This window comes from Bacillus sp. ISL-39 (assembly GCF_018613295.1).
Taxonomy (GTDB): Bacteria; Bacillota; Bacilli; order Bacillales; family Cytobacillaceae; genus Mesobacillus.
On record NZ_JAGGQM010000015.1, the window covers coordinates 1 to 15466 of the forward strand.

Annotated in this window: 10 protein-coding genes and 2 riboswitches; all 10 genes read right to left on the reverse strand. The window is 45.0% G+C overall.

Annotation, left to right across the window (positions count from 1 at the left end):
- Positions 1–384 precede the first annotated feature (384 nt).
- Positions 385–2460: a glucose-specific PTS transporter subunit IIBC gene (gene ptsG, locus J7E37_RS12895; protein WP_215024274.1), complete on the reverse strand. Its 2076-nt coding sequence runs from the start codon at positions 2458–2460 to the stop codon at positions 385–387.
- 180 nt (positions 2461–2640) lie between these two features.
- Positions 2641–3483 carry a glucose PTS transporter transcription antiterminator GlcT gene (gene glcT, locus J7E37_RS12900; RefSeq protein ID WP_215024276.1) on the reverse strand — a complete coding sequence of 281 codons (843 nt, stop codon included), beginning with the start codon at positions 3481–3483 and terminating at the stop codon, positions 2641–2643.
- A gap of 135 nt (positions 3484–3618) precedes the next feature.
- A complete protein-coding gene (locus J7E37_RS12905; RefSeq protein ID WP_215024278.1) occupies positions 3619–4950 on the reverse strand; it encodes an NCS2 family permease in 1332 nt (443 codons plus the stop codon).
- Between the two features lie 128 nt (positions 4951–5078).
- Positions 5079–5180: riboswitch (purine riboswitch) on the reverse strand.
- A gap of 87 nt (positions 5181–5267) precedes the next feature.
- Positions 5268–6815, reverse strand: a complete 1548-nt coding sequence (guaA, locus tag J7E37_RS12910; protein WP_215024280.1) for a glutamine-hydrolyzing GMP synthase — start codon at positions 6813–6815, stop codon at positions 5268–5270.
- A 404-nt stretch (positions 6816–7219) separates the two neighbouring features.
- Positions 7220–7321, reverse strand: a riboswitch (purine riboswitch).
- 31 nt (positions 7322–7352) lie between these two features.
- Positions 7353–9569: a DUF4129 domain-containing transglutaminase family protein gene (locus tag J7E37_RS12915; protein ID WP_215024282.1), complete on the reverse strand. Its 2217-nt coding sequence runs from the start codon at positions 9567–9569 to the stop codon at positions 7353–7355.
- Complete coding sequence (locus J7E37_RS12920; protein ID WP_215024284.1) at positions 9566–10783, reverse strand: DUF58 domain-containing protein; 1218 nt, start codon at positions 10781–10783, stop codon at positions 9566–9568. Before J7E37_RS12920 ends, J7E37_RS12915 begins: the two co-directional genes overlap by 4 nt.
- A 1-nt stretch (position 10784) precedes the next feature.
- Positions 10785–11726, reverse strand: a complete 942-nt coding sequence (locus tag J7E37_RS12925) for an AAA family ATPase (protein ID WP_214782537.1) — start codon at positions 11724–11726, stop codon at positions 10785–10787.
- Between the two features lie 228 nt (positions 11727–11954).
- Positions 11955–12329, reverse strand: a complete 375-nt coding sequence (locus tag J7E37_RS12930) for a hypothetical protein (protein ID WP_215024286.1) — start codon at positions 12327–12329, stop codon at positions 11955–11957.
- Between the two features lie 318 nt (positions 12330–12647).
- The gene (locus J7E37_RS12935) at positions 12648–14084 is read right to left on the reverse strand and encodes a lipase family alpha/beta hydrolase (protein ID WP_215024288.1); all 1437 of its coding nucleotides are present in this window, start codon (positions 14082–14084) and stop codon (positions 12648–12650) included.
- A 326-nt stretch (positions 14085–14410) separates the two neighbouring features.
- Positions 14411–15409: an ABC transporter substrate-binding protein gene (locus tag J7E37_RS12940; protein WP_215024290.1), complete on the reverse strand. Its 999-nt coding sequence runs from the start codon at positions 15407–15409 to the stop codon at positions 14411–14413.
- Between the last annotated feature and the right edge of the window lie 57 nt (positions 15410–15466).

The following is a 15466-nucleotide window of genomic DNA, read 5'->3' on the forward strand; positions in this document are numbered from 1 at the left end:
ATCAAACTCTCCAAAAAAGAGTTATGAGTTAGCTCATAAGTTAAAACGTTGGCTCATGTTCTTATAGAAGAAACATGATCATTTATTGTTTGTTGACGCTTGTTTGTTTAGTTTTCAAAGAGCAAGTTGTGCGTGCCGCTCAGAAGCGACTTTAATAATTTATCATATCACAGCGTTAAAAGTCAACAGCTTTTTTGATTTATTTTTTTAACATCAAAATGTTGTTAACCTGTTTGCGACTGTTTCTATATACTATCATCGGACATGCCCAGAGTCAACACGAATAACCCTTGAAATAATTGGGAAATATTTTGCTGCTGCTTTTTCTTCTATATATAAAAACAGCCGGCCTCCATTCAGGAGACCGGCTGTTTAGTTTCAATCTTATTTAGAAATTGTAATGATATTCTCGTCCTTCACATCCACATTGCCTTTCTTGTTGATGACAATGCTTTCCCCTTCTGAAAGGTTAGTGAATACGATTGGAGTAATAATGGATGTTGCGTTTTTCTTGATGTAATCAAGGTCAACCTTCAACAATGGCTGCCCTTTTTTCACAGCGTCATTTTCAGATACAAGTGTTTCAAATCCTTGTCCCTTCAGGTTCACTGTATCTATGCCCACATGGATAAGGATTTCCCGTCCAGAGTCAGATAGGATTCCGATCGCATGCTTTGTCGGGAACAGGTTGACGATTTTTCCGTCTACTGGTGATACAACTGTACCTTCAGCAGGAACAATAGCAAATCCGTCTCCCATCATCTTTCCTGAGAATACCTGGTCAGGGACTTCTGTGATTGGCAGGATTTCACCTTTAATAGGAGAAACGAATGCTTCTGCTGCAGAATCTGCATCATGATGCGTCTGCAACGCTTCCGGATTTACTTCTTCAATTTGCTGCTCAACCTCTGTTGCCTGGTTTGTTTCAACCGGACGAGGCCTTTTACCATTCATGATATCTCTCATCTGACCCTTAATCGTCTCTGAACGCGGCCCGAAAATGGCCTGGATGTTGTTGCCGACTTCAAGTACTCCGGCAGCACCCAGCTTTTTCAGACGATTTTTATCGACATTGTTAATGTCATTTACAGATACACGTAGTCGAGTGATACACGCATCAAGGTGGGCGATGTTTTCTTTGCCGCCCATTGCGTCAAGAACTTCATATGGAAGGTCGCTAGCTTGGCCTTTTGCACCGCCTTCTTCCTGATCTTCTTCAACCGCTTCACGGCCAGGAGTCATCAGGTTAAACTTGCGGATCGCGAAACGGAAACCAAAGTAGTAGATTACCGCGAACACTAAACCTACCGGAATGACAATCCACGCATTTGTCTGAGGATTGATCAGTCCAAACAGAATGTAGTCAATAAGACCACCAGAGAAAGTCATACCGATTTTTACATCTAATAGATGCATCGTCATGAATGAAAGACCTGCGAAAATCGCGTGAACTCCGAATAGTACTGGAGCTACGAACAGGAATGAGAACTCAAGAGGTTCTGTGATACCTGTCAGGAATGAAGTCAAAGCAGCAGATACCATCAAACCGCCGACTACTACTTTTCTTTCCGGACGTGCTTCATGGTAAATCGCTAATGCTGCAGCCGGAAGGCCAAACATCATGAACGGGAATTTACCAGTCATAAATGTACCAGCAGTCAGGTTTTGAACATTGTCCGCAATCTGAGCCATGAAAATACGCTGGTCACCACGGACTACATTGCCTGCCTCAGTCGTATAAGAACCAAACTCAAACCAGAATGGTGAATAGAAAATGTGGTGCAATCCGAATGGAATCAATGAACGTTCAACTACACCAAAGATAAATGCTGATAGTGTCAAGTTTGCGTGAACCATGTTTTGCGAGAATGCATTCAGTCCATTTTGGATAGGAGGCCAGATGACAAGCATGGCCAGGCCAAGCAAAATTGCTGTTCCTGCTGTGATGATCGGCACGAAACGCTTACCAGCGAAGAATCCAAGATAAGATGGCAGCTCGATTTCAAAGAATTTATTGTAAAGAGCTGCGGCAATAATACCAACGATGATACCGCCGAAGACACCCGTTTGCAGGGTCGGAATACCAAGGATGCTCTGGTAGTTAAGACCGTTCACATCCTCTGGAGTGATTTGAAGAACAGTACCCATTGTCACGTTCATGATCAGGTACCCGATGATTGCTGCCAGACCGGCAACACCTTCACCGCCAGCCAAACCAACAGCTACACCGACCGCGAACAACAACGGAAGATTTCCGAAGACAACGTCCCCGGCATTTTGCATAACAGCAGCCACCATATCGACGCCGCTGTTATCTAAAAACGGAGCAAGCTCCAATAAAGCAGGGTTTCTAAGCGCGGCACCAAGAGCTAGCAGAATACCTGCTGCTGGCAGCAGTGCAACTGGAAGCATCAGCGCTTTACCTACTTTTTGAAGAACACCAAAAGCTTTCTTAAACATAGGAAGACCTCCTGAAATTTTTTCTCCTAAAGCGGTTACAAACAGTAAAAAAACAAATAAAAAAGGCATGAGAAAGATGTCTCGAAAGAAGCATACGGATATATTACCCATAAAACTCCATTTCAATTACATTCTTTACTCATGCCTGATCGAATCAGTAACACGTAAGATATAACTGCTTTATTTAACTTTTTTCTGAAGCCTTTGCAAATGCATCGTCAGATACACGGCTTCAGCATCGCATACTTGTTTTTTCAAGGTCTGTTGCATCACTTTAATGAGTTTCCACGAAAGATTGTAGCACACTGGATATTCTTCTTTCAAGAGGATTGCAAATTTTTCTGGCTCCTCTACCGTTTCACCATTATTGACCCTTTCGATCGTAAAACGTATGTGGCGTATAAGCCTTGTGTAGTCTATACCTTCTTTATCGATGGTTATATCGAGATTTTCTTCAATTATCTGTACCAGTTTTGTCACAAGTTGCGAGTGTTTATTAACATCAGACAAATTTCGGTTCATTACCGCACTGTGGATATGGAGAGCAACAAATCCGATCTCCCCATCAGGAAGTTCAATCCCTGACTTCTCTTTAATCAGCTGTACAACATCTTTCGCGATTTCAAATTCGGTAGGATACAGTGTTTTTGTTTCCACCAAAAAAGGGTTTTTGAATTCCATGCCTTGTGCGATCCTGTTCACCGCAAACATTAAGTGATCTGTCAGGGCAACGTGGATGTGTTCGTTCAGCTGGCTGTCTGTCCTTTTCTTGATTAATTCAATAGAAGAAATGATGGCCTCATGCAGATCATTCTCAACAAAAGGCAAAAGCTTGATATAGTTCGCCTGCTCCTTTTCATCCTTCAGGACAAACATTTTCTCTGCCTGCCCCTCTTCAAGCCTGTCTCCTTTTTTTCGATTAAAGCCAATGCCCTTGCCGATCAGGATGACTTCCCCTAATGTTGGGTGGTCAGCAATCAAGACATTATTATTTAAACCTTTTTTTACTTCGATATTGTCCATGCCGGATCCCCGTTTCAGCTTGTTCTATGGGAATATCGTATAAAAGGAAGATTTATAAGTCAATCCGGAGTAATTAACACGACCTGTTCAATTTTTGCCAAAAAAAGATCCAGCGTCATCCGCTGGACCTCCTTGCTATTCTGTCAAAAACACAAAGTAAAGAACGAAAATCACAAAGAACAGATACATAATCGGGTGTACTTCTTTTGACTTTCCTTTTACAATCATCGTGATTGGATAAAAGATGAAACCTGCTGCGATTCCAGTTGCAATGCTGGATGACAATGGCATCGCAATCATAGTCAGGAATGATGGTACCGCGATTTCAAAGCGGCCCCATTCGATTTTACCAAGAGAAGAAACCATCAGGACTCCAACAATAATCAATGCTGGCGCTGTTACAGCAGAAGTAACGACTGAGAGCAGCGGGAAAAAGAATAGTGATAACAGGAAGAATCCAGCCGTAACAAGCGAAGCAAATCCGCTTCTTGCTCCTGATGCTACACCCGCAGAGGATTCAATATAAGATGTCGTTGTCGATGTTCCAAAAATGGAACCAACAAGTGAAGCGATTGAATCTGCAAACAATGCGCGGCCGGCGCGCGGAAGCTTGTTATCCTTCATTAAACCCGCCTGGTTGGCAACCGCCACAAGTGTACCGGCGTTATCAAAGAAATCAACGAACAGGAATGTCAGGATGATCCCGAGCATGGTTGATGTATAGAATGATGGATCGCCGAAAGCGCTGAAAACTGCTCCAAAGGTTGGTGCAACACTTGGTACTGCTCCGACTACTTTTTCAGGTGTTTCAATAAGGTTGAAAATCATTCCGACAATGACGCTTAGGATAATTCCGAAGAATACTGCCCCATGAATCCCTCTTGTCAGCATAATGACTGTAATCAATAAACCAAAAAGCGCTAGTAATGTATTGGCACTTGTCAGATCGCCCAGACCAACTAGGGTTGCTGGATTATCGATGATAATGCCCGCATTTTTCAATCCGATAAATGTGATGAACAATCCAATACCGGCTCCGACTGCGTGCTTTAGTTCAACCGGGATGGCATTGATCAATTTTTCCCGCCAGCCTGAAATCGTCAGGATCAGGAAGAACACACTGGAGATGAACACTGCTGCAAGCGCATGCTGCCATGGTGCTCCGTGGCTTAGGACGACTGTGTAAGCAAAGAATGCGTTCAAGCCCATTCCAGGAGCAAGGGCGATTGGGTACTTACCGATCAGGCCCATGATGATGGAGCCAACAGCTGCGGCAAGTGCTGTCGCTACGAATACAGCTCCTGTATCCATCCTCAATGCTTCCGGAAGGTCGGGTATGTCTGCCAGTGTGAGTATATTAGGATTAACAACCAGGATGTAGGCCATGGCGAGGAATGTGGTCATTCCGCCAATGAATTCGCGGCGATAGTTTGTGCCGAGCTTTTCAAATTCAAAATACTTCTTCATTTTTCTTTCCCCCTGAATAGAATTCAGGAAATAAGGCCAAAAAGAAAACGCCACGGGATACCGGGCGTTGACTGAAGGTAATAGGAAAAATGATGGCAGCAATCGAGTATTAGTTTGATAGATCGCCAGCCATGATTTATATACCTCGTAGTCAAGCCATTTACGGTAGCTCGGTAGAAACTTTTGGGCCATATCCCCAAGATTATACGACGAATTATGACAAATTATTTAAGTTCAGTTTTATTCTAACAGGGCTTTTGACCTGAGTCAATAAAAAAACGAACATTTTCATGTTCGTTTTTAAAATCGTTCGGATTTTATTCCCATTCAATTGTTGCAGGCGGTTTGCTGGTGATGTCATAAACGACCCGGTTCACGTGAGCCACTTCATTGACGATTCTTGTCGAGATGATTTCAAGGACATCCCAAGGAATCCTTGCCCAGTCTGATGTCATTCCATCAATCGACGTTACCGCACGGATTCCAATTGTGTAATCATAGGTTCTCGCATCACCCATAACGCCAACACTGCGGATATCAGGCAGGACGGTAAAGTATTGCCAGATTTCACGGTCAAGACCGGCTTTCTTGATTTCATCGCGGAGGATGGCATCTGATTCACGAACAATCTCCAGCTTTTCTTCGGAAATGGCTCCAAGGACACGGATACCGAGACCTGGTCCAGGGAATGGCTGGCGCCAGACAATTTCATCCGGTAGGCCAAGCTCTGTTCCGAGGGCACGCACTTCATCCTTGAATAATGTATTTAAAGGCTCGATCAATTTGAACTGCATATCCTCAGGCAATCCGCCAACATTATGGTGGGACTTGATCGTCTGTGCTGTCGCCGTACCGCTTTCGATAATATCGGTATACAATGTTCCCTGCGCAAGGAACTCGATGCCTTTCAGTTTTTCGGCCTCATCATCAAACACATAAATGAACTCATTTCCAATGATCTTACGTTTCTGCTCCGGATCGGAAACTCCCTCAAGCTTGCTGAGGAAACGGTCCTTCGCATCGACTTTGATGACATTCATGTTGAAGCCATCAGCAAAAGTCTTCATGACTCCCTCTGCTTCATCTTTACGCAATAAACCGTGATCAACAAAGATACAAGTCAGCTGGTCGCCAATCGCTTTGTGGATCAGCACCGCTACTACCGAGGAATCCACACCCCCGCTTAGCGCGCAAAGCACTTTCTTGTCACCGACCTGCTGGCGGATTTTCTCCATCTCGATTTCGATGAAGTTTTCCATCGACCAGTTGCCCTCGCATTCGCATACTTTGAACACGAAGTTTTTCAAAAGTTCATTTCCGTAGATGGAATGGCGAACCTCAGGATGGAATTGGACTGCGTAAAGCTTGCGGCTCTCGTCACTCATTGCTGCAATTGGGCAAGATGGATTGACGCCATCCACTGAAAATCCCGGCGGTGACATTGTGACGAGGTCTCCATGGCTCATCCAGACAATCTGTTCGCCCGGTGTTCCTTCAAACAGTCTGTTCTGGTTATGCAGAGTCAGCAAGGCCTTTCCGTATTCACGGTTCTTTGCCTTCTCGACCTTGCCGCCGAAATGCATCGTCATCAGCTGCATTCCGTAGCAGATGCCCAAAATTGGCAAACCAAGCTCAAATATTTCTTCATCACATCGGAAAGCCCCTTCATCATAGACAGAGTTCGGCCCTCCGGAGAAAATGATTCCTTTTGGATTCATCTCCTTGATTTCAGCTGCCGTAACCGTATGTGGATGAAGCTCGCTGTAGACGCCAAATTCCCTGATCCTTCTCGTGATCAGCTGGTTATACTGGCTGCCAAAATCTAATACAATAATCTTTTCCTGGTCTTTCAGCTCGGTTTTCATAAAGTCACCTCATTATAAAAATAGGAACGCGGAATATTACGTAAGCAGAAGGTATATAAATAGTATGGTTTGTCGCCGCGTTTTTTTTGCATGGCTCTGTTAAAGCAAAATATTGCATTTCAACTCCTGTTGATTGTAGTGGAAGGCGCGAAGACTCCTGCGGGATGAGAAAGTCATGGGGAGACCCCGCAGGCGCTTAAAGCGCCGAGGAGGCTCCCCGACTGCAAGGAAGAATTTGATCTTGAAAAAGCCGGCAGTAGGGCTTTTTCTTAATTCTTCCACGCGGAAAGCGAAGCGCCTGGAACGAAAATCAACAGTCAAGTTTAACAGAGCCTTTTGAATAAAAAAAGCCAGAATCCTGCCTCCAAAAAAAATAGGAAAGCAGGATTCCAGCCCGTTACGAACAAAAAGAAGCCTGCCTTCATAGTCAAATCATTTCCGGTGATTTGGTAGATACTTTCGAACCATATTATCGAGGATATATGAAGGTTGATTCTATATAGTTGCAAACATTGTATCAGTATAATAATTTATCGGTCAAGCACTAACTTTCCGGATCATGAACTCCCAATACTTTTTCGCATCCTGCCACATTTCTTCATCCATATCGCCGCGGTAAAGATACTCTTCATATTTTTCCGTGAGCCAGCGCATCTCGTTTGTAGAGAAGAATGAATCCACATAGTTGGCAAAGTCGCGCAATGTCTGGCCTTTCTCTCTCTTCAGGCCATATCTCCCTAGCTCTTTCAATAGGACGATATAGGCTTTCTCCAAGTACTTGTTTTGCTTTTTGTACTTATAAAGAAGGATATACACGATAGGGAGCCATTTCCCTCTCAATCTATATGAGATTGCGGCGAACACAGCAACTACGAGTAATGTGAGGAAAATCTTCTGCAGGTTATCCTTCAGGAATGCTCCTGCATTTTTCAAGCCTTCTGAAAAAGAGGCCTCTGGCTTACCGACCATTGCCTGCTCCTCTGGCAGTTCAGGCTTCACCGGAGCTGCTGGTGTTGTATCTTCCTCTTCTCCTTGGCCCGTTTGGTTTTGTGAGCCATTTTTATTGTCATACTCAAATTGAACGTTATTTGAAAATCCTTGCGTCGGCTCAAATGGCACCCAGCCGACACCAGGGAAATAACCCTCTACCCATGAGTGGGCATTGTTATTGGTAACCTCATAAAGACGGCGGCCATTCCCTAGTGTATCGATATATTCACCTTCTGTATAACCCTTTACCCATCGCGCTGGAATGCCGACGGAGCGCATCATGACAACCATCGATGTTGAGAAATTGTCACAGTAGCCGCGCTTTGTTTCAAACAGGAATTGGTCGACATAATCCTGATCTTCACCTGGGATTGCCACATTCGATTGATCATAGACAAATTCGTTCGACCGGAAGTACTTTTCAATCGCCTGTGCTTTTTCCAGCCACGTCCCTTTGTCTTTCGTAATCTCCTCGGCAAGCTCAACTACCCGCTCCGGAAGCTCTTCAGGTACCTGTGTATATTTTGAGAGAAAGGCAAACTCTGCTTCCACCTCTTCAGGTCCGGCTGCCTTAAGCTTTTCTACACTGTAGACCGGGTGATCAAAAGTAAGCGAGTATGGTCCAATCGAACCCGCTTGTCCATCCGCCATTGACATAATTTTTTCGGTTGTCGGATCAAGGCTGAATTGGAGCGAGGATTGCCCCGCAGATGCCTTGACTTGTGTCACCCCCAACGGATAGACAAGGTGAGGATAACCAATCTTGGGGATAACCTTGCTCGTCCGCTGTTCCGTTTTGACTTCTTCTTCAAAAGGCTGCATCGGGATGGTCTGCTCAGGTGAAAATTCCACTGGCACGGCAGTCCCCTTGTCTGTAATCCACCCTTTACCTGTATAGACGTCTTTGGTCTCGATCCGCCAGTAATGACGACCATCGGCTTCCGCAGTAAAAACGACCCGATCGTCTCCGATGAACGGCCCGCCAAGTGCGGAATCATCCGTTCCGTAACCGACTTTTTTAACCCCTCCGCCTCCTTCACCTGAATCCTCATTATATGAGGTGATGAACGGAACAGGGTCCGGCCAGATTGGGTCAGCCTTCGGGGCTGCATAGCCAATCCCTACGCTCAGGACAATCATGGCGACTAGCGGTACCATCCACCTTTTCACACTTTTCAGGTTCTTATTTATCTCTTCCTTATCTGCAATCCGGTAATACGCCAGAATCCCCATCACAGCAAAACCCGCAATCACGGTCCGGACGATCGCCAGGTCTGCTTCATAAGGAGTAAACGTATCCAGTACCGTAATATAAACGAGAGTCATGAAGAAAAACACGAAAATTTGTTTCCTGTTAATCAGCCAGTATTGAATCAGGTATGCCATCAGCCAAAGCAAGGTGAAAAACAGCAACGTCCTGAACGCATTGGAAATTTCGGTCCATTCTGCATTCATGATAATCCCTGAATTAGCGACAACCTCATTGAACAACTGGCCAAACCACTCCAGGCTGAAGAAAGTTCCCTCATAATACATAAAGTGGACGGAATATAGGATAATGATAATTTTTATGATAGATGACGGAAGAAACGGCATATTGAAGTAGGACATCATCAATGAAACAAACACAAAACCGAGAAACACACTTAGGTGTCCGGTATCTGTCAGTTCCTTCAATGGCCGAAGCCACTCCCACAGCAGCAAAAAGCTGAAAATATATAGCAAAAAGAAAGTGATGTCTTTTTTTGGATTATCGTTCCTCAACCTCTATTCACCTCCGAGAAGGCTTCCGCGAACTGTCCGTCATGTACCATAACAAGATGGATTCCCCTTGCATTGGCCGAGGCTCTTAAATTTTTCTCCGTATTCGCCAGGGATTCCTGACGATTCTTGACCAGGAAAATGCTGACTGATCCGTTCCGTTGATTATAGAAGGCAGCTTTTTCAATCAACTCTTTTGTCAATTGTGCGGTTATCAGCATGATGGAATTGTTCTGCTGCGCTAAAAAGCTCTCTGCCTCAAGGACCCGGTTAAACGGGACTGGGGACTCATCCCGGATTTTAGCAAGATGGTAGAGCAACTGTTGCTGCTGACCTTCACCGCCACGGGCAGGAAATGCCTTTCGCTCAGCACTTAGCGTCAATAAGCCTACCTGCGCGCCTTTTCGTAAAATCGCCCTGATGACTGAAGCAGTGAAAGATACGACAACTTCAAAGCGCGGTTCAGGGGCACAGTCCATCAGAACGGTCACATCATGCGATTGCCTCTGTTCGAATTCCTTTGTCATAATGTCATTCCGCCTTGCAGTCGCCTTCCAGTTAATCCATGAGAACCGGTCTCCCGGCTGGTATTCACGGACACCAATAGCCATTGACGTATCACGCTGGACACGCTCCTTCGAGGCCGTCATCCCCTGGTCAAAATGATGGGCGGCCGGCCTGTAAACCATATCCTGATACGCAGGATAAACCAGAATCTTGTTTTCAACCGGCAGCAGCTTTTCTTTTTCAATTAATCCGAGCGGATCCCCCGTTTTAAACTTGATGCCCTGTAATGTATGCTCACCGCGAGGAAGGTTTTCAATCGAGTAATCAAAGCCGAATACCCGGTTGAATCTTGGAAACAGCATAGTCCTCGCCTTTTGCAAATCCCGGTGACCGGAAAGTGTATCCCCGACTGCTTCTTCGCCAATCGCATAAAACAGCGGGAATATCCTTTTCCTTTCAAGTACGATGCTGGCTTTGAACTTCTCTCCAGCGTTAAATTCCTGTTTCGTATACACCCTTTCCGCCTTGATATCTTTTATAGAATAAAAAGCGAGGCCTAATGCATACAGAGCGAATGGCAAGAAGCTGTAAAACAGGAACCAGCTGACAAATCCGCCCTGGAACATGGCATAAGAAAAGGTAATCAAAATCAACAATAGTAAAACGATGAGCTTCCAAACTTCTTTGAACTTTTGGAAATATTTTTTCATATTACTTCACGAGCCTTTGAACCGGCACAGGCACTCTCGCCAACACTCTGTTGACAACATCCTCGGTTGTGATCCCTTCGAACCTGGCCTCTGATTTCAAAATGATCCTGTGGGCGAAAACATATGGTGCAAGGTACTGAATATCATCGGGAATGACATAATCCCTTCCGTAAATAAATGCATATGCCTGGGCAGCCTTCATCAAGGCGATGGATCCACGAGGGCTGACACCAAGATATACACTTGAATGACCGCGAGTCCGGCTAGCCAGTTCTACGATATATCGCTTGATCGTATCATCTACCACTACTTCTTTAATGCTCTGTTGCAGGTCACGCAGATCTTCAAGCGTTACAACAGGCTGCAGGTTTTCGATCGGAAGATTCCGCTGCGCCCGATGCAAAACTTCCATTTCCTCCTCCAGAGCAGGATAACCCATCTTCATTTTTAACAGAAAACGGTCAAGCTGTGCCTCCGGCAATGGATAGGTACCCTCATAATCAATTGGATTCTGTGTCGCCATGACGAAAAACGGCTTGCCAAGTATATGGGTCACACCATCAACCGTCACACTATGCTCTTCCATTCCTTCCAAAAGAGCCGACTGTGTCTTTGGAGATGTCCTGTTGATCTCATCAGCAAGAATGATATTTCCCATGATTGGGCCTGGCCTGAATTCAAACTCCATCTCTTTTGGATTGTATATCGAAACCCCTGTCACATCGGAAGGCAGCAGGTCTGGTGTGAACTGGATCCTCCTGAACTTGGCGCTGACAGACTTCGCGAGCGCACGGACCATCATCGTCTTTCCGACACCGGGTACGTCCTCTAGCAGCACATGTCCTCCGGCAAGCAATGCAATCAAGCTAAGCTCCGACACATTCCTCTTACCCGTCATCACCTTATCAATATTCGCTAATATTCTTTCAACTATTGGATTCATATGATTCCCCACTGAAACTTCCCCCTTAAAATCTATTTATCTATTTAAACTATTACTTTTTTACTCTAATAAGTCTATATTCGCTATTTTCTGCCAAAATCCTGTAATGTTCAGGGTGAAATTATTTCCACTTTGTGATAGACGGAAGATTTATCAGGAATGTTTCATCAAAAAAAAATAACGGCCTCATCCCCGAGAAGCCGTCATCAACACTTATATGAACTCTCTTTAACTTGCTGCCTTTGGTATCGCTCCCATGCCCTCAAGGATGATTTTCGCATCCGTATTTAAGTAGGCTTCAATATCATTCCGTAAAAATAATAGTGAGTGGTCCCTGATGATTACCTTCAAGCCTCTCAAGTCAAACTTTGAAGCATAGCTGTTCACCGTATTGATGACCGCCATTTCTTTCCTCGTAAGCGGCTGCTGTCCATCTTCCATCCTTTTCGTCAAAAATTCGAGCAATTCCCTCGCATTTGATTTTAAACGGCTGCGATGTTCATTCAGGATTTCGATGTTCTCCTCCATATACATCCTTGCGCCAGCAAAATCGAGTTCTTCGACACAATTGTTGATTCTCGCAACCAAATCCAAAACATGCATTACTTTCTCCTCCTGGTGTTCAAACTCTGCTTATCTTCTATATCGGACGGTAATCCTTCCACTCCATCATTTATGTATAATTTAGTGAATAAGACTTAGTGGCAGAATTTGATTTTAGGTAGAACAGGCTATATTAGAAGCGGGGCTGCATATGGGCACATTTCAGGGATAAATACACCCCTTTACATCGGATTTTCCTTACATAAGGGCACACTTTATGGATAAATGTACCCTTATGCATGGTGTTCGAACAAGAAGCTCCGTGAAACCTGCCATTCATAAGAAGCAGCAGCTGGATTCCACCAGCCGCCTCTTCCTTTATCTATGAGTCTTTCCATTTTCATCGACATAGATGGATTCAATAATGGTTCTTTCGAAAGGCTTCGCTTTCGCGTCTATTCCTGTTACTTCTGTTGTCAGGTTGTATACACCTGGCTCGGCAAGATCACCGTCGAGGACTTTGCCAGCTTTCGAACCTTTTCCTGCTTCCTTAAGCTTCTTTTTGCCATCATGCTCATATTTGATCCACTTTGTTTTATATGAAGCTTTCACACCTTGACTTACTTCCTTTTTCAGTTCAGCATCAAGCGGACTGTCAATGCTGACAACCATCAGGTATGAGGCGGCTGGCCCTGTCACTTTCCAATTCCCTGCCTCTGGATTTCCGATTTTAAAAGTATGGACCCATGCACCTTCGAAGAAGTCACCGGCATCCTGTTCGACTTTTGCCGCCTTATACTCCTGGCCATCCGGCCCCTTCAGTTTGAGCGAAGCCATCTTCTTTTCACTGAGGAATGCCATTTGGAAGCTTTCTGCGCCTTCCTCGATCACGAAACTTTCTCTGATCGCTTTCTCAGCTTTGCCGCCTTTGACAATTCGATTTGTCTCAGGTTCTGCCATGCTCTCGGCAGCTGAGAATGTATTTGAAATGGCCGGCTGTTCTGAGAGTGTATATGGTTTGAATATGGAAAAAGTATATGAGCCTTCGCGAATGGTCGTATGGTTCCAGGCCCCTTCCCGGATGATTGATCCGCCAGGCAAACGGGAGCTGGAAACCGTGACAACGCCATCATTGGAACCATAGCTGCTTAAATACAGACCTCCCCAATATAAAGCACTGCCGAATGAACCCCATTTGTATCCGCCTAATGTATAATAGCGGTTCAATTTTGCCTCAGCCTTTCCATCCGTAATGCTTCGGACATATCTCATATTCCCTGTCTGCAGTGAACGTGTCGCATCATTATTGTTTCCAAGCAAGGCTGCCAGCCACCAGGCAGAGCTGCTGTGGGCTAGGTCTGATAGCTGTGTGCCATGATGCGGTGATGAAAGAGTGATGACATTCGATACATACTGGTGCGCCCCGTAATGGACAAGCGCGGTCTGGGTATCGACTCCGCCTTTGCTGTGGCCAACCACGACCAGCTTCTTGGAGCCGAAATACTCATAAATTTGCCTTAGCTTTCCAGCCAGCATTGCCCCATTTTCCCACATATCTTTTTCCGGATAAAGGTCGATGAATGCTGTTTGATATCCATTGGCCAGAGCGGTCTCATACATATCATTGCCGTCCCACCAGACTGAGGCCGAACTGTTGTAACCATGAATGAAGACGATCGGCGACTTGGCTGGATCTACCCATGAAGGGTTAGAACCAACATACCATGTTCCAGGAGTTCCGGAAGATCCCCCGCCTAAATCTCCAGCTTTTGCAGCAACCGGCACCATCAGCAATAAAACCATCAATAATGACATAATCCTCTTACTCCTTCGCAAACCCATACCCCCTTTTTTCACATCGTTAAAAAGTATTATGTTTTGGTTTTATTTAGAAGGGTATTTCGGTTTATTTAGATTAGGAAAATAGTATCATCTGGTCAGCTGAACAAGAAATGCGAAAGCGCCTTGGTCAGCCCCGACAAGCGTTGGAGGGCCTGACAGTGAAGTCGTTCTTTGACTTCATTGGCAGGACCGTAACGTCTCGAGGGGCTAGGCGCTGGAGCTGAACATTTCTCGAAGTAAAATTTATACTTTCTTTTTTATTAATAAGAGCCTGCAAAAACCCTGCAGGCTCCACCCTATTATTCTCTTACAATTTTTGCATCTTTGATCATATCCTCAGTCAGCGTGATTCCTTCCTCTTCAGCGGCTTTTTTGTTGATGACCAATTCCAGGTTTTCCGGATAGCCAACCGGAATATCGCCAGGCTTTTTGCCCTTGAGGATTTCGACTGCCATTTTACCAGTGGTGTAGCCAAGGTCGTGATAATCTAGTCCATAGGAAGCGAAGGCTCCTCGTTTTACAGAATCTCCTTCACCCACGAACATCGGAATATCTTTATCATTTGCAACTGTGATCACAGATTCGAGCGCTGCTACGACAGTGTTATCCTTGGGGATATAGAGAACATCTACACGGCCAACCAGGGATTCAGCGGCCTGCTTCACTTCAGAGCTGGCTGAAATAGTAGTCTCTACCGCTTCGAGTCCCTCTGCTTCCAAAGCTTCCTTTGCATTTTTCACATTTACGACAGAGTTGGATTCCCCATTGTTATAAATAATCCCGACCTTCTTGGCATTTGGGATGAACTTTTTGATGGCAGCGATTGTATTCTGAATGGCATCCGGATGTGTATCTGTTGTACCCGTAGCATTTCCTCCTGGCTTCTCCATGGATTGGACCAGTTCAGCACCGACAGGATCCGTAATGGCAGTGAACAGAACTGGAATATCCTTTGTCGCCTGGACCGCCGCCTGGGCACTAGGTGTCGCTATCGCTAAAATAAGGTCATTTTTATCCGAAACGAACTTTTGCGCAATAGACGCATTATTGTTCATATCACCCTGGGCATTCTGGTAATCAAACTTCAGATTCTTTCCTTCCTCATAACCTGCATCCTTAAGCGCTTCAATAAATCCTTCCCTCGCTGCATCAAGAGACGGATGTTCCACAATCTGGGTAATCCCTATTGTGACTGTTTTCTCTTTCTTGTCACCACTCGCCTGGTTACTGCCTCCGCCACCGCACGCAGCAAACAGGAGCATCGCACCGCTTAGTATAACTGCCAGACTCTTCTTCATCTTTTATCCTCCCCAACTTTACGAAAATGGTTATGTAATGTCTTTGGTGAGTGAAAA